Origin of the sequence: Ferrimonas sediminicola, from assembly GCF_005116715.1 — a bacterium.
In the GTDB taxonomy this organism is placed as follows: domain Bacteria; phylum Pseudomonadota; class Gammaproteobacteria; order Enterobacterales; family Shewanellaceae; genus Ferrimonas; species Ferrimonas sediminicola.
On the sequence record NZ_SWCI01000002.1, the window covers coordinates 250,153 to 265,157 of the forward strand.

The window sequence follows — 15,005 nt, forward strand, 5'->3', positions numbered from 1 at the left end:
TAATGAGCCTTAAGACGTTTAACTATAAAAAAACCACCCTGGCGTTGGCCCTGGTTACCGCCTGGGGCACCCAGGCCGGCGAACGCCAGTGGCCCGCCTACGAGATCGCCAACCTCAGCGACACCTTCTCCCTGGCAAACAGTCAGCTCGCTGAGACGCGCAACGGCTTTGCCGGCAAGATCAACGATCAGGGGGTGGTGGTCGGCATCGCCCAGGGGATCAACGACACCAGCACCGACGACGACGACAACAACAACGTGGTCGGCGAGGTCGAGGATGTGGTCTACGGCACCGTGGAAGCACTGACACCCAGCACCACCCGTCCGTTCAGGGGGAACAACTTCCCCTTTGAACTGGACGAGTCCGATGGCTGGAAGGCCAACCACGCCGCTCTCGACGGTCAGCTGGCGCCCAATCTGGACGCCGATGCCACCACCGATGCCTTCTACTACGGCCTCAAGCGCTCCAGCGACATCCGGGTCGGGTCGGTGACCGGGCCTCAGCAGAAGATCGACGACCCCAGCCCGTCCGAGGGTGATACCGATCCCTTTTTCTATGTTCGTGACTTCGAGACACGCGCCATCGTCCAGGCCGGCGGCAATGAACTGCTGATCCCACCGGCCTACACCACCTACGAGTCGGACAAGGCCAATGCCTCACCGCTGGAGATCGGCGGTTTCTCCCTGGCGGCAGACATCAATGCCACCGACATGATCGTCGGTTACATGAGCACCGGCTTGAGCAAGGGGGGCGCCAACGCCCTGGATACCTGCTGGGACCGCGAGGCGGACAGCGCCATCGACACCCCCCTGGCGGTGTGTGTGCAGGCGGCCAAGAATAACAACACCATCCTCTATCAGCGCCGGGCCGCGGTATGGCAATACGACAGCGCCGCCAACAGCGCCACCCTGGTTAAGACCCTGCCGCTGCCCTTTACCCCCAGTGACAGCGACACCAATGTCTATGTAGCCCGGGGCCTCGGCATCAACGACAATGGCATCGTCGTCGGTGAGTCAGACCAGCGCAACGACGACGGCAAGCTGATGAGCTACGACTGGGCACAGATCTGGACCACCGACGGCAACGTCATCAGTCCCACCGATCTGAAGAAAGATGGCCTGCGCGGCTCGACCGCCGTCGCCATCAATAACAGCAACATTGCCGTGGGCTCGGTGGAGCGTTACATCGGCGGCTACGCCCGCACCAAGTTCTGGGTGTACGACGTCGACGCCGGTGAGGACACCTTCACCGAACCGCGCGACTTCAACCCCAATGCCGAGACCGAGTTCTCCTCCCTGGCCCGGGACATCAACGATGCCGGCCTGGTGGTGGGCAACATCGAGGTGGACATCCAGACCGGGGTGCTGCGCCGCCGCAACGGCTTCATCTACGACTACAACGCCGATCAGGCCGGGGACAGCAACACCTTTGTCAACGTCAACAGCCTGCTGACCTGTGAATCCCGTGGTTATGTGGCCGATGAGCAGGGCGCCACCGTCGACGGTGAGGGCAACCGCTGGTCCAAGTACACCGTGACCGACGAGACCTCGTTCGCCCAGCCCATCACCTATGAAGTGGACTTCACCGTGGTGGAGGCCAACAGCATCAACGACAACGGCGATATCGTCGGGACCGCCCTGGTGCGGCTGCCCCGGGTAAAGGTGGAGGACGGCAAGGTGGTGACCGAGGAGGTGACCGACCCCAACACCGGCGAGACGGTCACCAAGATCGTCATCGAGACCGACGGCTTCGGTAAGCCGATCACCGATCAGCTGCCCCGTCCCATCGTGCTCAAGGCCAACGGCTCAGCCAGCAGCTGTACCATTCCTCTGGAAACCGCCATCGATCCCAAGCCCAACGAGCGCTCCGGTGCCTCCTGGCCGCTGGCCGGGATCCTGGCGCTGTTGCCTCTGGCCTGGTGGCGTCGTCGTCAGGCGTAACTGACCAGAAAGCCGAACGGGGGGAGCAGTGGCTCCCCTTTTTTTGTACAAAATAGTGCGTTTATTCTCAGTAGCTTAATCTTGCCGTCATCATTTTGTCTTTTTCAGGGGGTTGAACGGGGATGAAAAATCGCCAATAGTGGTGACTGAAGCGCAAGCTTCCTCAACCTGTAGAGACAAAAAAGAAGGATGAGTGTTAAATGAAGAGACAGAAGCGGGATCGTTTGGAAAGAGCAGAAGCACGAGGATTTCAAGCCGGTTTGTCAGGGCGCTCTAGGGAACAGTGCCCCTACCAGTCCCTAGACGCCAAAATGAGATGGTTGGGCGGTTGGCGAGACGCCATCGACAACCGGGTGTCGGGACTATTTAACAAGTAATCCATCTTAAGCCTCCAATTTCGGAGGCTTTTTTCTGCCCGCCTTGTCAATTCGGGACTGGAGTGGGATGCTAGGACCAGAGTTCACTCAGGGAGAGAATGATGAGCCAGCAACAGTTCTACGATTTTTCCGCCCCCTCCAACCGCCACGACAATATCAGCATGGCCACTTACCGGGATACCGTAGTGCTGGTGGTCAATACCGCCAGTGACTGCGGTTTTACCCCCCAGTACCAGGGACTGGAAAAGTTGCAACAGCGCTATGGCGACCAGGGGTTCACGGTACTGGCGTTTCCCTGCAACCAGTTTGGCAACCAGGAGTCCGGCAGCGATGAAGAGATTCGCCAGTTCTGCGATCTGAATTTCAACATCAGCTTTCCGCTGTTCGCCAAGGTGGAGGTCAACGGCCGCGGTGCCCACCCGCTGTTTCAGTGGCTGAAGAGTCAGAAGGGCGGGTTGCTGGGCGACGGCATCAAATGGAACTTCACCAAGTTCCTGATTGATCGGCAGGGCAGGGTGGTGAAGCGCTACGCGCCAACGGTCAAGCCGGAGCAGATCCGCAAGGATATCGAAGCCTTGCTCTAGGACAAAACAGGGGGAGCCTGAGGCTCCCCCTGTTTCTGTCAGCCAGTCGGCTTAGAAGCTGCTGGTGTCCTGGAACACGCCCACCTTCAGGTCGGTGGCCTGGTAGATGAGACGGCCATCGACGAACAGCTCGGCATCGGCCATGCCCATGATCAGCTTGCGGTTGATGGTGCGCTTCAGGTGGATATGGTAGGTCACCTTCTTGGAGGTCGGCAGAATCTGACCGGTGAACTTCACCTCACCCACACCCAGGGCACGCCCCTTACCCTTGGCCCCTTGCCAGGCCAGGAAGAAGCCCACCAGCTGCCACATGGCGTCCAGACCCAGACAGCCAGGCATCACCGGATCGGACTCGAAGTGGCAGTCGAAGAACCACAGGTCGGGGTTGATATCCAGCTCAGCGATCAGCTCACCCTTGCCGTGCTTGCCACCGGTGTCGCTGATGCGCAGGATGCGATCCAGCATCAGCATGTTGTCCTTGGGCAGGCGGGGGGCATCGGTGCCAAACAGTTGGCCGTGGCCGCTTTCGATCAGTTGTTCTTTGCTAAAGTGGTCTACCCGCTCTTGGGGCAGCTCGGCGGTAGCTTGCATAGCTGGACATCCTCTGATTAAGATGCCGACAGATTAGCGAACACCTGTTCTCTGAACAACTCCGATCAGCTGAATCCGAACCGATTTCTGATCCTTTGCCACAGTGTCTGGTGCTCATCCTCTGAGCCGACCAGTTGTTCAAGCCGCAGTTGCACCTTGCCATACAGGCTGTTTTCTGGGTATCGCCCCTCGTTGTCCGCCTCGGCCAGCGGGATGTCGCACACCAGTTCCAGCGCCTGCTCCACCTTATCCACCTGGTAGAGATGGAAGCGGTTCTCCGCCACGGCCCGGATCACTTCGCCGGAGAGATTCAGCTGACGCGCGTTAGCCGTTGGCAGGATCACACCCTGGTTTCCGGTCAGGCCACGGCTGTGACAAACCCGGAAAAACCCCTCGACCTTCTGATTGATGCCGCCGATGGCCTGGACATTGCCAAACTGGTCCACCGCCCCGGTCAGCGCCAGGTTCTGGGCGATGGGGGAGTCGGTGATGGCGGAGATCAGGCTGCAGTACTCCGCCAGGGAGGCGCTGTCGCCGTCGATAGTCTGGTAGGACTGCTCGAATACGATGTTGGCGTTCAGGTGCAGCGGCGCATCCCGGCCAAACAGGCGGTAGAGGCAGGCAGAGAGAATCATCATCCCCTTCGCGTGGATGTTGCCTCCCAGCTCCGATTTGCGCTCGATGTCGGCCACCTCGCCATCCCCGTAATGGACGGTAGTGGTGATCCGCGCCGGCTCGCCGTAGCTGTGGCCACAATAGTCCACCACGGTGAGGCCGTTGATCTGTCCGACCGCTTCTCCCTGGGTCTGCACCAGCACCATCTCCTCCTGAATCGACTCGTGAGCCGACTCCTCCAGGGCATTGTGCATCCGGGTCTGGGCATTGAGGGCCCGCTCAATCTCATCGACGGTCACTTCGTCCAGGCCGGCAGAATCGAGTCGCTTCAGCAACCGGGTCATCTCCGCCCAGCTGAGGCTCAGCTTTTGTTGATGCTCTACCAGCCGACTGGCATGGCGAGCCAGCCGCTGGGCGGCCTCGAGGGAGAGCGGGCGGCCACAAAGTTCCGCGCACAGGGTGGCCACGGCGCTGAGCCAGAGGGGCAGGGCGCCTCTGACGCCGATATCCAGCTCTGGCTGGCACTCGCCGTAGAGCTCAACCACATCGCCGAAGTCACCGTCAAAGCCGCACAGGTTGTCGTACTCGCCACTGGAGCCGATCAACACCAACTGGCACTCGACTCGGCGTTGTTGCCCCTGGTCATCCTGGAAGTAACCCCGGGTCAGCGCCTGGCGCAGTGGCCACCAGGCGGCGGGACGCTCTAGCAGGAACTCCACCGGCATCAGCAGCAGACCGTTGAATGACAGCAGACCCGGGGTATCGCGGTTGCCATACAGGGCGGCGCGGCTGATCACCCGATCCACCAGCCTGGTGGGACGACCGTCGCCCCGGTTGAGCTGGTCGATCAACGCCAGGGGGTCGAGGCCGGGCAGGGTAGCCAGGTAGAGGTGCCGATCCTCACGCTGGCTCAACGCCTGCCAGCACTCCATCACCCGCGGCTGTCCCAGAAGCAGGGGCGGTTGCGGTTGAGGGTGGAAGCCGGCGTCGTCGCCGAATTGTAGGGTCAGCTGAGCTGCACTGAGCCGATAATGTTGCCGATTGACCAAGAGGGTCGGTCTCCGTGGGGAAAAAGGGCGACTATACCATAACTGCTCACCAAAACTGAGCGCCTTGCAGTCGCTTCGGAACATGATACTGTATATGTATACAGCTTATTCTTGATTGGTGACAAAATGACCCCCAGGGCGATGCCGCTGTTCGATACCCTGAGCCGGTTCGAGCAGCCCAACCACAGCGTCAACCTCTATCTGGCCGGCCTGATCCAAGCGGGAATCGCCGACGCCGGCGTGACCTATGAACACAGCTACGACTGGCTGCTGGAGCAGCGCAGCGTGGAGAACAATTTCAAGAGCCACCGCAGCGAGCTGACCATCTTCTTTCACTGGCTGTGGCGGGTGGAACAGCGCTCCATCACCCAGGTGGACCGGCAGGTACTGTCGCGCTACCTGGAGTATTGCCGCCAGCCGCCGCCAGCGCTGATCGGCTACTGTAATCTGTCGCAGTTTAAGAGCTGCGAAGGCGAGCGCCTGCCCAACGACAGCTGGAAGCCGTTCCTCGGAAAATCCCGAGACGGGGCGCCTTTGGCGTATCAACTGTCGCATTCGGCGATACGTACCAAGCTGGCGTTGCTGTCGGCCTTTTTCAGTTACCTCATCGATGTCGATTTCCTCGACCGCAACCCGGCGGCGATCCTGCTCAGGGCCGGTCGCTACAAGCTCAGCCAGCAGCACCAGCGCGCCGGAGAGGATGATGAGCAGCTCAAGGCGTTCAGTGAGCTGCAGTGGTCCTACGTCATGGAGTGCTGTGACCGGCTGGCCGACGCCGAGCCCGAGGTTCATCAGCGGACCCGGTTTTTGATCCACCTGATGTACAGCTGCTATCTGCGCATCTCTGAAGTCGCCGCCAGGCCAGGATACACGCCGGTGATGGGTCAATTCCGGCGCGACCGCAAGACTGGCGTTTGGGGCTTTTTCGTGCCCATGAGCAAATCAGGCAAGTCCGGTACCGTGGCGGTGTCGGATCAGTTGCTGCAGTCGTTGACACGCTACCGCCGTTTCCTGGGACTGAGCGAATTGCCGGCGCCGGATGAGCAGACGCCGTTGCTGGTCCGCCACAGGGCTTCGGGCCGGGGCCGGGACGCCGGCATACGCCAGGCCAACCTGGGAATTCGTCAGCTGCGGGAGATCATCGACGGCGTCATCGCCCAGGCGGCGGAACTGGCCGCCGCGGACGGATTGCACCAGGACGCAGCGGAGATGCGCGCCTTGTCCAGCCACAGCCTCAGGCACACCGGCATCAGCCACGACATCAATCTGCACGGCCGGCCGTTGTCCCACGTGCAGGCGGACGCGCGCCACGACAGCATCGACACCACCAGCCGCTATCTGCACACCAGCCGGGTTGAGCGCCATGAGAGCGCCGCCCGCAAGCCGATGGAGACCCTGGGCCGGTAAAGCCGATAACGCCATTTATCGGCATTGGGAGCAGCCATCCTGCCAATGCCGTGACTCTGACGTCGATGTGCGCACAATGTATATTATGGTAAAAAATATAGGGAGAGGTTGGAGGGTGCAAACCGGCCCCGTCGCCCTCGCTCGAACCCATGCTGCTCGGCGCACCTCCCCGTCAACCCAGGCGTCACTGTTCTCCGGACTCGCAACCCGGGTTTGTGCTGCCTCTTCCTCATCCGATAAGTTGGGAAAGCCGTGTACCCGAGGCGCGTGCTCGCGTCCAGGAAAGCCTGGATGAACGTCATCGACACCCAGACTTTATCCACCCTAGGATCTGACCGAGTGACGGTGAACAACAGGGTCGTCGTGTTTGGCCAGCCTGACGGTGGCAAGTTCACCCTATGCAAGCGCTTCTGCGAAGCCGGCGCTATTCCGCTGCGCTTCCTTGATGCCGTCCTCTCTTATCAGCTGCCGGCTGGTCACCAAGCGGATGGGAATGGTCCTGTTCGTTCAGCCGCGAAGTCTCCAAAGCTAGCAAACCCTGCGACTATGCCCCGGGCTGTGGCAATCGGTGTTGTTAACCCAACTGAAGCCTCTGTCCGAAGGAGTGAGATTTCATGTGGTCCGGTTGCTCAAGCAGCGGCAAACTAAAGTAGCACTGGACCACGACGTACTCTGTCGGCGAAGCCCAACTCACCTTTCGCGTCTACGCCTCATCTGGTCGGACAGCCAAAAGTGTCCGCGGCGGACACATCGGACAGCGCGGACACCGGCGCCCTGCCCTAGCCAAGCTATAAATACCAAACAATTACAATCAGTTAAAAAACATCTCCCTGTTGGCACAACTCCTGCTTTATTCATGGCAAAGGACAATTCAGAGACAAACGGACACTGTGATGATTCAGGATACCTCAGGACAAGATGTCACCCGTCAGCGTCGGCCCAAGCGCCGTTGGCTTGCTCCGGCTATCGGTTTAAGCCTGGTGCTGGCCAGCAGCGGTTACCTATGGGCCAGCTATGGTCAGGGCCAACAAAGCATCAGCGGCAGCCGGTTACAGCTGGCTACGGTCGAGCGTGGAGACATGATTCGTGAAATTGCCGTCCGCGGCCGCATCGTTGCCGCTAATGCGCCGGTGATCTACAGTCCGTCGGCCGGGCGCATCTCCCTTAAGGTTCAGCCGGGCCAGTTGGTGGAAACCGGTCAGCCGTTGGCGATGATTGAAAGCCCGGAGCTGGAATCCGAGCTGTCCCAAGAACAGGCCGTGGCCGCCAGCCTGGCCCTGGATCTGCAGCGCCGGCAACTGGATGCCAGGCGCAAGGAGCTGGAGCTTCAACGTCGTCTGGATCAGGCCAAGGTGAAGCTGGTCGCGGCGGAGCGGGAAAAGCGCCGGGCAGACAAGGCGGCACAAACCTCACTTATCAGCGACATCGACCATCAGCAGGCCCAGGATGAGTTTGCCAGCGCCAAAATCGCCTTTGAGCACGCAGAGCAGGAGATCGCCCTGGCCCACGACACCCTCAAGTTTGAACATCAGGCTGCCGAGGTGGAGCTTCAGCGTCAGAACCTGAAAGTCGCCGAGCTCAGCCGTCAGGTCGATGCCCTTGGCCTGCGCGCTCCGCTTTCCGGGCTGGTGGGCAACACCCTGGTGGAGGAGCGCGAGCAGGTGGCAGCCAACCAGGCGCTGTTGTCGGTGGTAAGCCTGACCGACTACCAGGCAGAGCTTGAGGTACCGGAGAGTTACGCCGATGAGCTGGGGCTGACCATGCCGGTAACACTGTCGGTGGGTGGTCAGGCGCTGCGGGGGGAGATCGCCGGGATCTCGCCGGAGATTGTCGCCAACCAGGTGAAGGTGCGGGTCAGTTTCGACGGCAGCGATCTGCGCCTGCGCCAGAATCAACGGTTGACGGCGCAAATCCAGCTGGAATCCCTGGAAAACGTGCTGATGGTGCGCCGCGGTGCCTTCATTCAGTCCGGCCAGAGCCGAATCGCTTATCGAGTCGAGGGGCAATTGGCCCGTAAAACCCCCCTGTCTCTGGGCGCCACCAGCCTGACCCACGTCGAAGTGGTCGATGGACTCAGAGCCGGCGACCAGATCATCATTTCCGATCTCTCAGGGCTGCTGAAGAGCAGCGAGATCATCATCAAGTAAAGGAGTGCCCCATGCTGCACATGGACAACATTGGCAAGGTGTTTCGCACCGATCTTATCGAAACCCACGCCCTGAGAGGCTTTCATCTTGAGGTGAAAGAGGGAGAGTTTGTCGCGGTCACCGGCCCTTCGGGCTCCGGTAAAACCACCTTCTTGAACATCGCCGGTCTGCTTGAGAGCGCCAGCAGCGGCCGCTACTACCTGGACGGTGAGGAGATCAGCATGCTCAGCGATCGCGAGCGATCCCAGCTGCGCAACGAGAAGATCGGCTTTATCTTCCAGGGCTACAACCTGTTGCCTGATCTCAACCTGTTCGACAACGTCGATGTGCCGCTGCGCTATCGCGGATTCAATGCCGCAGAGCGCAAGCGCCGCATCGAGCAGGCCCTGGAACAGGTGGGCCTGGCGGCCCGGATGAAGCACCTGCCCTCTCAGCTTTCCGGTGGTCAGCAGCAACGGGTGGCCATCGCCCGCGCCCTTGCCGGCGAACCGCGCATGCTGCTGGCGGACGAGCCCACCGGCAACCTGGACTCGATGATGGCCCGCCAGGTGATGGAGCTGCTGGGGGAGATCAACCGGGCCGGCACCACCATCATCATGGTCACCCACGATGCGGAACAGGCGGCTCAGTCCCAACGCAACATCCACATCGTCGACGGTCAGGTGTGCGATCTGGCCATGCTGAGCCGCCGCCCTGCCCCAGAGGCCACTGTGGCGCAGGCCTGAGGAGACAACCATGCTCACTTACTACCTGAAGCTGGCGTGGCTCAGCCTGAAACAGAGCCCGGTGATCAGCGCGCTGATGGTGCTGGCCATCGCCATTGGCATCGGCACCGCCGGCACCAGCCTGACAGTGCATTACACCATGAGTCATAACCCCATGGCCCACAAGGATGGCCGCCTCTACGCGGTGCAGTTGAAAAGTCACCCCGACGGCCAGGATGCCGCCACCGCCGATGGTCTCTACCGCCAGATCACCTACCAGGACGCGGTAAACCTCAGCCGGCAGGCGGGGCCGGTGCGCCAGTCCCCCATGATTCGAACCGGCTTTACCATCAAGCCGTCCAAGCCGGAGGCCTACCCCTTTATCGCCGATGGCCGCGCCGCCACCCGGGATTTCTTCCCCATGTTCGAGGTGCACTTCCTCCACGGCGCCCCCTGGAGCGCCGAGCAGGATCAACTCGCCGCCCCGGTCACCGTCATCAGTCGCAGCCTGAACCACAAGCTGTTTGGCGGCGGCGACAACGTCGGTAGGACCATCGATGCCAACGGCAAGAGTTACACGGTGGTGGGCATCATCGAGGACTACCGGCCTCAGCCGCTGTTTTATGACGTCAACAACGGCGCCTTCCATTCCCATGAGGAGATGTTCATCCCCTTCAGCCTGTTGCCAGTGCACAAGGTGCGAGCCTGGGGTAACACCGACGGCTGGAAGCAGGAAGAGATCAACAGCTACGCCGATCGCCTCGGTTCAGAGCTCTACTGGATTCAGTACTGGGTCGAACTCGACGGTCCCGAGCACCGGGCGCGGTATCAGCAGCAACTGGCCGCCTACATTGAGCAGCAGAAGCCGTTGGGCCGTTTCCCCTCCGAGACCGCCTTTGCCAGCCTGCGCAGCGTCAGCCAGTGGTTGGAGTACAACGAGGTGGTCAGCGAAGACAACCGCATCTTGCTGGCCCTCTCCTTCCTGTTCCTGCTGGTGTGCCTGGTGAATATGGTGGGGCTGCTGCTGGCCAAGTTCCTGCGCCGAGCCAACCACGCCGGCATCCGCCGGGCGCTGGGTGCCAGCCAGGGCCAGATCCTGGCGCAGCACATGATGGAGGTGATGGTGATAGGCGTGCTGGGCGGCCTGCTGGGCAGCCTGCTCTCCCTGTTCGGCCTGGCGGGACTGAGACAACTCTATCCCGGCTACGATCAACTGGCGCGGATGGACTTCACCATCCTGGGTTCCTTGATCGCCCTGTCTGTGGTGGCAGCGCTGCTTGCCGGGTTGTTTCCCGCCTGGCGCATCGGCCGCACCAATCCTGCCAACTACCTGAAGAGCCAGTAAGGAGCCCGACATGTTTGAACTCAGACCCATCCTCTCGGCACTGCTGCGCAGCCGCGCCGGCCCCCTGCTGATCATCCTGCAGCTGGCCCTGACCCTGGCGGTCGTGGCCAATGCCGCCCACATCATTCAGGAGCGCCTGGCTCTGATGGCCCGGGATACCGGCACCAGCGAGTCGGAGCTGATCGGCTTTACCCTGTCCGAGATGCACATGGACAAAGACTTTATCAGCCAACGCCGCCTGGATGAGCAGGCGCTTCGCGCCATCCCCGGGGTGATCGATGCGGCGGCCACCAACCAGATCCCCCTGACCAACAGCGGCAGCTCCACCACCATCTCCTCCAGCCTGGATGATCAACGCGTGGACCTGAATATCGGCTATTTCCAGGGCAATGAACACCTGTTTACCACCCTGGGACTGAATCTGGTGGAGGGTCGGGCCTTTACCGCCAACGACATCATGACCGATCCCGGCCTCGGTACCCTGCCTACCCAGGTGATGTTGAGTCGCTACGCGGCCGAGCGCTACTTTCCCGGCGAGAGTGCCGTCGGCAAGCAGGTGTATCTGCATGATACACCCATCGAAGTGATCGGCGTCTACGACAGGCTGCAAACCCCCTGGGCCCACCGCAACCATACCTACGCCAGTGTCCTGGTTCCCATGGAGAACGCCTCTTTCTTTGCCCGTTATCTGGTGCGCGCCGAGGCCGGTCAGCGGGATGCGGTACTCAACCTGGTAGAGCAGACCCTGCTGAAGGTCAATCCCGATCGGGTGATCACCGGGCTGCGTACCTTCGATGAGATCCGACAGCGGGCCTATCGCAACGACAGCGCCATGGCCAAACTGCTGGGGACGGTGATCGTCCTGCTGCTGGTGGTGACTGCCCTGGGAGTGGTGGGCCTGGCAAGCTACAGCGTCGGCCAGAGACGCAAGCAGATTGGCACCCGCCGGGCGTTGGGGGCGACCCGAACCGCCATCGTCCGTCACTTCCTAACGGAAAACCTGATGATCTGCCTGGCAGGGATGGTGCTGGGGACCCTGGCCACCTTCGCCCTCAACCAGTTGCTGATGCACCATTATGAGCTGTCGCGACTGCCGCCGAGCTACCTGTGGTTGACCCTGGCCGGGCTGGTCACCCTGAGCCAGTTGGCGGCGGCCGCGCCGGCGATCAAGGCGGCTCGGGTCTCCCCAGCCCTGGCCACCCGATCAATTTAGCGGTGATGGCATTGGATACCTTGTTAAAAATACGTAACCTAAACCCAGAGAATCAGGACAAAGAGCGACCATGGACAGGATCTTAATCATCGACGACAACCCGGCCATCGGCGAGGCCCTCTCCCTGCTGCTGGAACTGGACGGGCACGCGCCCCTGTGCTGTACCTCTGCGCAGCAGGCACTGGATACGCTCGAGCAGGAGGAGATCGCCCTGGTGATCCAGGACATGAACTTCAGTGCGGACACCACCTCCGGTGAGGAGGGGCGGGCCCTGTTTCATGCCCTCAGGGCCAAGCAGCCGGACCTGCCGGTGATGCTGCTCACCGCCTGGACCGATCTGGCCATGGCCGTAGAGTTGGTCAAAGCCGGGGCGGCGGACTACCTGGGCAAACCCTGGGACGACCAGAAGCTGCGGCTGACGGTCAACACCCTGCTCGAGCTGTCGCGGCTGCGCCGGCAGGAGCGCGCCCGCCGCTATCACCAGGAAAACCGCCTCAGCCAGCTGTCCCGGTTCGATCTGTGTGGCATGCAGCTGCACAGCCCAGCGATGATTGCCCTGCTGGAGACCGCCATCCGGGTGGCGGCATCGGATCTTCCCGTGCTGATTACCGGGCCCAACGGCGCCGGCAAGGAGCGCATCGCCGACATTCTGCAGGCGAACTCGCCACTGAGGGACAAGCCCTTTATCAAGGTCAATGTGGGAGCGATGCCGCCGGAGCTGATGGAAGCGGAACTGTTTGGCGCCGAGGCCGGCGCCTTCACCGGGGCCACCAAGACCCGCCTGGGCCGGTTCGAAGCCGCCGACGGCGGCACCTTGTTCCTGGATGAGATGGGCAACCTGCCCCTCTCCGGTCAGGTGAAGCTGTTGCGGGTACTGCAAACCGGTGAGTTTGAGCGATTGGGCAGCCACCAGACCCGACGCGTCCGAGTGCGGGTGATCAGCGCCACCAACGCCGACCTGCCCTCGGCCATCTCCGCCGGAACGTTTCGGGAGGATCTCTATTACCGGCTGAACGTGGTGCAGCTGGCTCTGCCTCCCCTGGCGGAACGTCCCGAAGAGGTACTGCCACTGGCCGAGCACTTTCTGGCCGGCCGGGCCCAGCTCAGCGACGGTGCCCGCCACGCCCTGGCGGCCCACAGCTGGCCGGGTAACGTCCGCGAACTGGAAAACGCCATCGCCCGGGCGGCGCTGTTGTGCCGTGGCGGCACCATTGAGCAGTCCGATCTGGCCCTGGAGCCACCGCCGCCACCCCCAGCCAACGCCCCGACGGACCTGGATGAACAGGCGATCACCGAGGCCCTGGCCAAACATGGCGGGGTGATGGCCCGGGCGGCCCGCGCCCTGGGGATCTCCCGTCAACAGCTGTACCGACGAATGGAAAAACTGGAGATGGCCCGGTGAGCCTGCGTCTGCTGCTGGTACTGTTGGCGGGGCTGGTCTCGGCGGTGGCCGGCGCGGTGGCCATGGTCATTACCCGGTCGTTACCCAGCTTCGGACCTGTGCCGGGCTGGCTGCAGGCCCTGCTGATCGCCGGCCTGCTGTTTCCGCTGCTGTTGGGGCTGATGTTCAGCCTGACCCGGCCCCTGCGTCACGGCCTGGCATCACTGGAGGCCGGTGTGTTGAACTTCTCCGACGCCGACTTCAGCGCCACCCTGCCGCTGCGGGGATCGCCGGAGATCCGCGCACTGGCGTCTCACTACAATCAGATGGCGGTCAAGCTGCGTCAGGAGCGCTATACCCTGCACCAGAGGGAGCTGATCCTGGACAAGGTGATCCAGAACTCCCCGGTCCTGGTGCTGCTAACCGACCCCGGCCAGAGGGTGATCCTGGCCAACCGGGAAACCGAACGCTTCTTCGGCCGCTCCCGGCTCGAGGGGTTGCCTCTGGATGAACTGCTGGCCGACCAGGGTGAGCCGGTGCAGGCGATGTTCCGCTCTCAGCAGGACGGTCTGTTTCAGCTCAGCGACGGCCAGCAACAGAGTGACGCCTACCACCTGGTCCAGGGACAGTTTCAGCTGCACAACCGGCCCCACAGGCTGATCCTGCTGCGCTGTCTGACTCGGGAGTTAGCCAGACAGGAGGCGGCGGCATGGAAGAAGGTGATCCGGGTGATCAGCCACGAGCTGAACAACAGCCTGGCCCCCATCAGTTCCATGAGCCACAGCGGCCTGGCACTGCTGACCGAGGCGAGCGATCCCCGGCTACAACGGGTGTTCAACACCATCGAGGAGCGATGCGCCAGCCTCAACCAGTTTATTCAGGGCTACGCCACCTTTGCCAAATTGCCGGCCCCCAGGGCCAAAGCGGTCGACTGGTGCCCCTTTGTCGAGGGGCTTCGGGCCCAGTACCCCTTTCTCCTGACCGGGTCTCTGCCCCGCCAACCGGGCTGGTTTGATCTGAACCAGATGGAACGGGTATTGGTCAACTTACTGAAAAATGCTGGCGAAAGCGGCAGTCCCGAGACGCAGATCACCCTGGAGATCAAAAGGCGCGAAGGGGGCGTGGCCATGGTGGTGTCTGATCGCGGGGCTGGCATGAGCGACGCCACCCTCAACCAGGCACTGCTGCCCTTCTACTCCACCAAGCACCAGGGAACCGGCCTGGGGTTGGCGCTGTGCCGGGAGATCACCGAAGCCCATGGCGGTCAGATTCAGCTTCGCAACCGCCAGGGGGGCGGTCTTAGGGTCAGCTTGTGGCTGCCGGACCGCGGCGCAGCCCTTACCGACGGCGCGAACGGCTCCCGCGTTAAAATTGACGTTGATTGATCTAGGTCGTATCGGGACGTTCATCGGCTTGTTAGCTTGGTCCATAGAGGACCGTGGTCTAATCACTTCATTATCAAGGACAGATTATGAGGCTGTGTTCCAAGTGCGGTCAGGCCCTGCCCAGGCACCATGGCCGCTGCACCCGCTGTCACCCCCCCTTACTGAGAGAACGGGCGCTGGACCTGTTGCAGGGGCGTCCGAAAACCCTGGCGCTGGTCACCCTGCTGGGGGGGATTGGGCTGTACTGGCTACCGCCCTGGTAGCCCT

14 protein-coding genes are annotated in these 15,005 nt (G+C 61.9%); 12 read left to right on the forward strand and 2 right to left on the reverse strand.

The genetic code is table 11. The annotated features are described in order from the left end of the window. The first annotated feature begins 2 nt into the window (after positions 1 to 2). The 3 genes from FCL40_RS04540 to FCL40_RS04550 all read left to right on the forward strand — a co-directional run bounded on the left by FCL40_RS04540 (position 3) and on the right by FCL40_RS04550 (position 2,901). Positions 3 to 1,940 (forward strand): DUF3466 family protein, encoded by a 1,938-nt coding sequence (locus tag FCL40_RS04540; RefSeq protein WP_136851794.1) that lies wholly within the window; start codon positions 3 to 5, stop codon positions 1,938 to 1,940. A 200-nt stretch (positions 1,941 to 2,140) separates the two neighbouring features. Then, on the forward strand, positions 2,141 to 2,317 hold the full coding sequence (rmf, locus tag FCL40_RS04545; RefSeq protein WP_136851796.1) for a ribosome modulation factor: 177 nt from the start codon (positions 2,141 to 2,143) through the stop codon (positions 2,315 to 2,317). Between the two features lie 101 nt (positions 2,318 to 2,418). Further along, on the forward strand, positions 2,419 to 2,901 hold the full coding sequence (locus FCL40_RS04550; protein ID WP_136851798.1) for a glutathione peroxidase: 483 nt from the start codon (positions 2,419 to 2,421) through the stop codon (positions 2,899 to 2,901). 51 nt (positions 2,902 to 2,952) lie between these two features. Here the strand turns inward: FCL40_RS04550 and fabA are convergent, their stop codons facing one another. Together fabA and FCL40_RS04560 are read right to left on the reverse strand one after the other, a co-directional pair. Further along, positions 2,953 to 3,492: a bifunctional 3-hydroxydecanoyl-ACP dehydratase/trans-2-decenoyl-ACP isomerase gene (gene fabA, locus FCL40_RS04555; RefSeq protein ID WP_136851800.1), complete on the reverse strand. Its 540-nt coding sequence runs from the start codon at positions 3,490 to 3,492 to the stop codon at positions 2,953 to 2,955. A gap of 65 nt (positions 3,493 to 3,557) precedes the next feature. After that, positions 3,558 to 5,156 (reverse strand): S16 family serine protease, encoded by a 1,599-nt coding sequence (locus tag FCL40_RS04560; protein WP_169307001.1) that lies wholly within the window; start codon positions 5,154 to 5,156, stop codon positions 3,558 to 3,560. Positions 5,157 to 5,282: 126 nt separating this feature from the next. Here FCL40_RS04560 and FCL40_RS04565 point away from each other — a divergent pair, with 126 nt between their 5' ends. From FCL40_RS04565 to FCL40_RS18555, 9 genes are all read left to right on the forward strand, one after another. Next, complete coding sequence (locus FCL40_RS04565; RefSeq protein ID WP_205729087.1) at positions 5,283 to 6,563, forward strand: tyrosine-type recombinase/integrase; 1,281 nt, start codon at positions 5,283 to 5,285, stop codon at positions 6,561 to 6,563. Between the two features lie 291 nt (positions 6,564 to 6,854). After that, a complete protein-coding gene (locus tag FCL40_RS04570; protein ID WP_136851804.1) occupies positions 6,855 to 7,211 on the forward strand; it encodes a hypothetical protein in 357 nt (118 codons plus the stop codon). A 245-nt stretch (positions 7,212 to 7,456) separates the two neighbouring features. Then, entirely contained in the window at positions 7,457 to 8,710 is a 1,254-nt protein-coding gene (locus FCL40_RS04575; RefSeq protein WP_136851806.1) for an efflux RND transporter periplasmic adaptor subunit, read from the forward strand. Between the two features lie 11 nt (positions 8,711 to 8,721). After that, a complete protein-coding gene (locus FCL40_RS04580; RefSeq protein WP_136851808.1) occupies positions 8,722 to 9,435 on the forward strand; it encodes an ABC transporter ATP-binding protein in 714 nt (237 codons plus the stop codon). 10 nt (positions 9,436 to 9,445) lie between these two features. Continuing rightward, positions 9,446 to 10,759 (forward strand): ABC transporter permease, encoded by a 1,314-nt coding sequence (locus FCL40_RS04585; protein WP_136851810.1) that lies wholly within the window; start codon positions 9,446 to 9,448, stop codon positions 10,757 to 10,759. A gap of 10 nt (positions 10,760 to 10,769) precedes the next feature. After that, positions 10,770 to 11,972 carry an ABC transporter permease gene (locus FCL40_RS04590; RefSeq protein WP_136851813.1) on the forward strand — a complete coding sequence of 401 codons (1,203 nt, stop codon included), beginning with the start codon at positions 10,770 to 10,772 and terminating at the stop codon, positions 11,970 to 11,972. Positions 11,973 to 12,042: 70 nt separating this feature from the next. Continuing rightward, positions 12,043 to 13,374 carry a sigma-54-dependent transcriptional regulator gene (locus FCL40_RS04595; protein WP_136851815.1) on the forward strand — a complete coding sequence of 444 codons (1,332 nt, stop codon included), beginning with the start codon at positions 12,043 to 12,045 and terminating at the stop codon, positions 13,372 to 13,374. Then, the gene (locus tag FCL40_RS04600) at positions 13,371 to 14,738 is read left to right on the forward strand and encodes a sensor histidine kinase (protein WP_229360269.1); all 1,368 of its coding nucleotides are present in this window, start codon (positions 13,371 to 13,373) and stop codon (positions 14,736 to 14,738) included. Before FCL40_RS04595 ends, FCL40_RS04600 begins: the two co-directional genes overlap by 4 nt. A gap of 86 nt (positions 14,739 to 14,824) precedes the next feature. Continuing rightward, positions 14,825 to 15,001 (forward strand): hypothetical protein, encoded by a 177-nt coding sequence (locus FCL40_RS18555; protein WP_169307002.1) that lies wholly within the window; start codon positions 14,825 to 14,827, stop codon positions 14,999 to 15,001. Positions 15,002 to 15,005 lie beyond the last annotated feature (4 nt).